We start from the raw sequence: 6,295 nt of genomic DNA, 5'->3' as shown, positions 1-6,295 counted from the left end.
CCAGGCGGAGGTCGGCGGGTATGGCGCTGCCCGTCTCTACCAGCACGATGTCGCCTTGAACGATCTCCGAGGCCGAGATGGTCTGCCTTTCGCCTGCACGCACGACAATTGCCTTGAGGGCCGCGAGCTGCCGTAGCGACGCCATGGCTCGCTCAGCTCGAAAATCCTGAATGAACCCGACTACACCATTCAGCAGGACGATCGCGATAATCACAAGCGTGTCCGTAGCATCACCAATGATGCCCGAGACGACCGCTGCGAGGATTAGAACGATGATCATGAAGTCCCGGAACTGAGAGACCACCATGTTTAAGACACTTCGTGACCGCTGTTCCTGAATGTCGTTCCGCCCGTCTCTGGCCAGGCGCCGACACGCCTCGTCGCACGACAGGCCGCGCTCAAGGTCCGAGGCAAGCTGCTGGACAGTACGCGCGGTACTTAACGTATGCCAGTGCATCGAGGCATCAGCAGGATTAAAGGAGTCGTCGTGAGCCAGCATGATCGATGAGGCGCCTCGAATTCACGGCGGAACACGCCCTGGGCGTGCGCTGTCGCCCGGCAGTGCCCAAAGTATGGTCTGGCATTTAATTTTCTGTATTGAGAGCCACGGCTTGTGGCGCGTCGGTCAATCGAGAGCGCTACCTTTCTGGTCCATTGCCGTGTACCTCATCCGTTCCTGCCGTCGTGTACTCGTGCTTCATCCCTTTCAATCTGATTCAGTATCAGAGACGTTTGAACCGATGCGTTGACGTAGATCAAAGCAGCCCCTGCGATGTCGGCTGGTAGAAAATTGCGACGCGGAACCAGGCCGGACTTAGTCCGGTCTCAAGAGGCTTGCGCTGCGTGCCGCGTACTTTTGACCCATCCCAGCGGCGGGCACTCGGTTGCAACCGTATTTCCGGTATCTTAGCTCCATGTGATCGGGGAGTCTCGCGCAGGTTTAATCAAGCTACTATTGCGGCGGCCATGGCCTCCGCACTCGATGCAATATTCGATATGGGCGAGTGCTGCGTCGCAGCGCCGGGTATAAATTAACAAAGGGGAGTCGTAAGAAGCCGCTCCGGCAAGCCGCGTTTCGCGGGATTGTGCAAATATCCTGGATGAACAAAATGAATCCGAGGGATGAAAATCATTCGATGCCATCGGTAAAGCGGATCGTCCTCCTGCTGCTATGGGGCGGCCTAGCTGCTCTCGGATATGCAGTGTTGCATTTGTCTTTTATTCCTGTTGCGTGGGCCGCCATCGTCGCTTTCGTGACATGGCCGGCGTATTTGAGGCTGCGGTTGTTGTTGCGAGGCAATGCCGCCGCCAGTGCGCTGCTGATGACTCTGCTGCTGACGTGCGCCTTGGTGTTTCCGATGCTCTCGTTGATCGTACCGCTGACTACCGAACTAACCGCCGCCTACCAGAGCATAGCCAACTACTTTGCAAACGGCCCCCACCAACTGCCTGAATGGGTGGCGAGAATCCCCTGGCTTGGGGAATCGCTGCAGGAACTCATGAACCAGACGACGGGCGATCCCGCAGCCGTGCGCGCGCAACTGACGCAGTGGGCCGAGCAATGGATGGATGAAGTCGGCCAGTTCGTTGGGGGCGTCGGACGCAATGCCGCGAAGCTGGGCTTCGCCCTTGTAACGCTGTTCTTTCTGTACCGTGACGGCGAAAGCATAGTGAATCAGGGGCGCCGGGCGCTATGGCCTTTCCTTGGTGAGCGGCTGGAAACCTATCTCGTGGCGGTCGGCGGCATGACCCGATCGGTCGTGTACGGCCTCGTGCTGACGGCCCTCGTACAAGGCGCGCTCGCGGGATTGGGTTACTGGGCCGCAGGGGTGCAGGCACCGCTCCTGCTGGCGGCGTTCACCGCGCTGATCGCCTTGATACCATTTGGCACGCCGTTTGTCTGGGGATCGATCGGCGGGTGGCTCCTGCTTACCGGCGATACCGTTGCCGGGGTCGGGCTGTTGCTTTGGGGAGCACTCGTCGTAAGTTGGGTGGACAACCTGATTCGGCCGCTTGTGATCAGCAGCGCCGCCCGAATTCCGTTTCTCCTTGTGATGTTCGGCGTTCTGGGCGGCCTTGCGGCCTTTGGTCTCATAGGACTCTTCCTGGGTCCCGTCATATTGGCTGTGCTTATGGCACTATGGCGTGAATGGCAGGAGGAGCAGGCGAGTACACGTACTGCAACTCGCTGCCCGCCGGGCGTCCCGCTGGAATGAACCGTCGCGCTGTCGAGGCGGTGCCGCTCAGCGGAAGCTGGCGGCCACGAAAAGACGTCGTGGCCGCAGGTCTGCGAGCCTTGCAAGGGCAAGGCTCAAACGCCATAGCGCGGCGGCGGCCTCTTGCGGAGCCGCGATCGGCTCGCAGAACTCTGTGGCCGACCCGGTGCGCGGTCCAGGGATTCGAGCCTTGACGAACGCACTCAGAATTCTATTTGCGTCTTCGGGCTCAGCTTCGGTTGAGGTGCCGTCGCTCGGGGACGCTGAAGATTCACATACCGATCAGCATCGGCAGGACATAAGTCATGCCTTTAGGCTGGCCGCTGCCAGCGTCGACGCGAGCGCCGCACCCGGACAGAAGCTCACCAGCCCCCCGCCGGCGCCGAACAGAAGATTCCGGCGATCAGTCGCCGGTCGATATGCCTCGCATGAGGTAGCTGTATTGGCGTGACGAGGTCGTTTGCAGTAATAGATCGGATATTGCGTGTACGATCCCGACGCGCCTCGATCTCCAAACTAATTGGACATTAGCACTGGAACCTGCGTGGCCTCCAGCACCGTCCGGGTGGCACCGCCCAGTATCAATTCATGCCACCGCGAATGACCGTAGGCGCCCATGACGATTAGATTCGCACCGAATTCGGATCCAAACGACAACAGGGTTTCACCGGTCCGCGCACCGTCTTTTACATTAATCTCGCTATGCTCGACTCGCGCACCCTGCCTTGCGAGCGCTGCACGAGGTCCAAACCGCGAGCGCGAGGGCCTCGACGCTTATCGGCCTCGCCGACTATCGTAATCATGACGGTTCGCTTTGCGAGCTGCAAAAACGGCAGCGCATCATGAACTGCTCTCGTCGCTTCGCGGCTATCATCCCAGGCCACAAGGACCTTAGCGCCAACGGGATTCATCGCGCCGGTGTGCAGGACAACCAACACTGGTCTGCCGGCGGATAGCACCAATTGCTCTGGATAGCGATCGGCAAGATAAGCCTCGGGGTCGTCCGGGTCGTGTTGACCGGTGATAGTCAAGTCCGCGCAGCGCGAATAGCGCGAAAGCGAAATGGGCGCGTACCCCTCCTTGGCGACCCAATTACCCGCCACCTTCGTCTGGGCAAGCCTGGACCGAAACATGTTCTCGACCCTCGCCCGACGGTCGATGCAGGTTTGTTCAAACGATGTGCAATATCGCTCCGCACCCGACCGTTCATAATAAAATCTAGGATCCAGCGTGAAGTCCGAGTAGACACCAGTCAGATGCGCGCCGAAATGCCTCGCAAGATGCAGGGCGCAGTCGATCCGCGCAGCGGTGCGCTTACTTGTGTCCAGTTGCACGACGATAGTTTTGTAGCTCATTGCTGGATTTCCCGTCGGATTGGCCAAACATTTCAAGTCTAGGACGCATCCGTAGCTCTGGCCTGACCCAGATCAAACGGTACGGAACGGAGGGCCGATCCGATGCCATACGTCTCACGATGGCATTTACGGTGATCGATCCCTCGGTTGGGTGGAAGCCGGCGGTGATCGGAATCAATTGACCCATATCAATCGCGCGTCCTCGCTTCGCACCTAAGCTGACTACATCTTGATTCAGCCCCTCTGAGGAGCACTGCATGTTTAAGCGACTCGTTTTTCTTGTCCTTCTTGCGTTGCCGGGAGCATTCCTCGTTTTGACAGTTGTGAGCAACCATCCGCGTTATCGCGGCCAGATAGCTGTCTTCAAAACGTGCATGACGTCTTCGGGGTCTGCGAATGGCGCGAAAGACTGTATTCGATTGCGAGGCAGTTCGGTTTGATCGGCGCGTTGCTCCACCGAACTGCATGAGGGCGCCAGACCTAACCGAGGGCTTGGCGGGCGATCTTGACCCCGTTTTCCGATATTGGACAGATCGTGTATGTCGGCGGTGTATCCGGGTCCAGGAGACGGATCGCCACCCGGACGGTGACGTGGGAAGAGACCCCGTCGGCCGCGCCGTACAACGACAGCGGGATCGAGCTAAACCTGCCGGTTCAAAGCGGCCATCCGCCTCAGTGCTCCCGCGTTGACATACATCAATGGCGAACCGCGCAATCTCCGCGACCCTGTGAACGTCGCGGCGCGATCCGACTGGCCTGCCGCCGTCCGCCCTGCAGAAGCGCTCGCCTTCGCGCTGATTCGCTCGCAGCCGGCGGATCCTTCCAACGACACTACTGGTAACCGACAGTACGATGCCTCTTCTTGACTCCAGGTACAGACTCAGTGCCGTGACTACAATTTTCGGCCGCAAGCACGAATCGCAATCGGCCGTCAGGTCGTCTGCCGCGAGCAGCGAAATTCTGGTCGAGTATGCGCGTCTGGAGCCCGCGGATGTGTTGCAACGGCTGCACAGCGCGCCAGAAGGTCTTGCTGACGGCGAGGCAGAGCAGCGCTTGCGCGCCGTCGGCCGCAACGAGGTTGCGCGGGCGGAACGTCACACGATCGTCGGCGAACTCCTCAATCGATCGATCAATCCATTGAACCTGCTCTTACTGTCGCTTGCCGCGGCCAGCTACTTCCTCGGCGATCGGCACGCGTCGAGCCTGATTGTCATAATGGTTGTGTTGAGCATTGCGCTGGGCTTTCTTCAGGAGCACCGCTCGAACAAGGCAGCCGATGCGCTGCGCCGGATGGTGCTGACGACTGCCACGGTGCGCCGGTGCGGTCAGGGTGACGTACAAGACCATATCGAAGTGCCGATCGAGCAGGTGGTTCCAGGCGATATCGTGCTGCTGTCGGCCGGCGACATGGTTCCGGCCGACTTGCGGCTGATTTCTGCAAAAGACCTGTTCATGAATCAGTCGACCCTGACGGGCGAGGCCATGCCGATCGAAAAATTCGCGCACGCCAGTCCCGGCGCCGCCGATACGCAGTTCGACTTGCCGAATATTTGCTTCACGGGCAGCGCAGTTCTGAGCGGGATCGGCTGTGGTGTCGTGGTGCTCACCGGGTCACGAACGGCGTTCGGCCACGTCGCGGGCATGATCGCTGCGCAACGCGTTCTGACGAGTTTTGACAAGGGCATCACGCGAATCACCTGGATGATGATCGGCCTGATTCTGGTCATGGTTCCCCTTGTCTTTACAATCAACGGACTGACGAAGGGCGACTGGTTCGAGGCCTTGCTCTTCGCCGTAGCCGTCGCAGTTGGGCTTACGCCGGAGATGCTTCCGATGATCGTGACGGTCAATCTGGCGAAGGGCGCGATTGCAATGTCGCGCAAGAAGGTGATCGTCAAGCGTCTCAACGCCATCCAGAACTTCGGTGCGATGGACGTCCTTTGTACCGATAAGACCGGGACGCTGACGCAAGATCGCATCATCCTCAAGCGCCACCTCGATGTGCACGGCGACGAATCAGATAAGGTTCTTGAATATGCCTATCTGAACAGCCTCTATCAGTCCGGCCTCAAGAACTTGCTCGATGTTGCCGTGCTCAAGCACGTCGAGCTCGAAGAGCAACTCAAGGTTCATGAGCAATACAAGAAAATCGACGAGATGCCGTTCGACTTCGAGCGCCGTCGGATGTCGGTTGTGCTCGCGCGCGGTGACGGTGCACACATCCTGATCTGTAAGGGAGCGGTCGAGGAGATTTTTTCGGTCTGCACGCGATATGCCGTCGGCGGCGAGGAAGGCTTGCTCGATGAAAGCCACTTCGCCGAAGCGAAGGAAACCACGGCCAGGCTCAACGCAGATGGCTTCCGGGTCGTTGCGGTAGCCTATAAGGCGATGCCGCCGGAACAGGCCGCGTATGGCGTTGCCGACGAGTGCGACCTGACTCTGCTCGGCTACATCGCATTTCTTGACCCTCCCAAGGAAACCTGTGCGGCTGCGATTTCTGCCCTGAGGGCGAGCGGCGTGCAGATAAAGATCCTTACCGGGGACAACGACATTGTCACACGTAAGATTTGCCATGAGGTCGGCATTCTTGTGGACCGCGTCGTTCTCGGCAAGGAACTCGAATCGTTATCGGCGGCGCAACTCCAGGACCTGGCGGAGATCGCTTCCGTTTTTGCCAAGGTATCGCCTTTGCAGAAGGCCGCAATCATCGACGCACTGCATGAA

The 6,295-nt window shown here is 59.2% G+C and carries 5 protein-coding genes; 2 read left to right on the top strand and 3 right to left on the bottom strand.

What is annotated here, in order from left to right; all coding sequences use genetic code 11:
• A partial coding sequence (locus tag AWB67_RS33745; protein WP_268808145.1) for a cation-transporting P-type ATPase occupies positions 1-499 on the bottom strand: 499 nt, incomplete at its 3' end.
• A 601-nt stretch (positions 500-1,100) separates the two neighbouring features.
• Here AWB67_RS33745 and AWB67_RS33740 point away from each other — a divergent pair.
• Entirely contained in the window at positions 1,101-2,216 is a 1,116-nt protein-coding gene (locus tag AWB67_RS33740; RefSeq protein WP_235007847.1) for an AI-2E family transporter, read from the top strand.
• 516 nt (positions 2,217-2,732) lie between these two features.
• Here AWB67_RS33740 and AWB67_RS42445 read toward each other — a convergent pair.
• Both AWB67_RS42445 and AWB67_RS33735 read right to left on the bottom strand, forming a co-directional pair.
• Positions 2,733-2,912 (bottom strand): universal stress protein, encoded by a 180-nt coding sequence (locus AWB67_RS42445; RefSeq protein ID WP_235025506.1) that lies wholly within the window; start codon positions 2,910-2,912, stop codon positions 2,733-2,735.
• Entirely contained in the window at positions 2,903-3,571 is a 669-nt protein-coding gene (locus AWB67_RS33735) for a universal stress protein (protein ID WP_235025504.1), read from the bottom strand. The genes AWB67_RS42445 and AWB67_RS33735 overlap by 10 nt, the downstream gene beginning before the upstream one ends.
• Positions 3,572-4,468: 897 nt before the next feature.
• On the opposite strand from AWB67_RS33735, the gene mgtA reads away from it, so the two are divergent.
• Positions 4,469-6,295: magnesium-translocating P-type ATPase (gene mgtA / locus AWB67_RS33730; RefSeq protein WP_235025505.1), on the top strand; the 1,827-nt coding region annotated here is incomplete at its 3' end.

This window comes from Caballeronia terrestris (assembly GCF_001544515.1).
Taxonomy (GTDB): domain Bacteria; phylum Pseudomonadota; class Gammaproteobacteria; order Burkholderiales; family Burkholderiaceae; genus Caballeronia; species Caballeronia terrestris.
The sequence above is the reverse complement of the archived record's forward strand: the minus strand, read 5'-3'. Positions and strand labels throughout refer to the sequence as shown.

Bases quoted from the DNA above. Each gene is read 5' to 3' on its own strand.
- AWB67_RS33735 (WP_235025504.1), bottom strand. From the start codon at position 3,571: ATGAGCTACAAAACTATCGTCGTGCAACTGGACACAAGTAAGCGCACC.
- AWB67_RS33740 (WP_235007847.1), top strand. From the start codon at position 1,101: ATGAACAAAATGAATCCGAGGGATGAAAATCATTCGATGCCATCGGTA.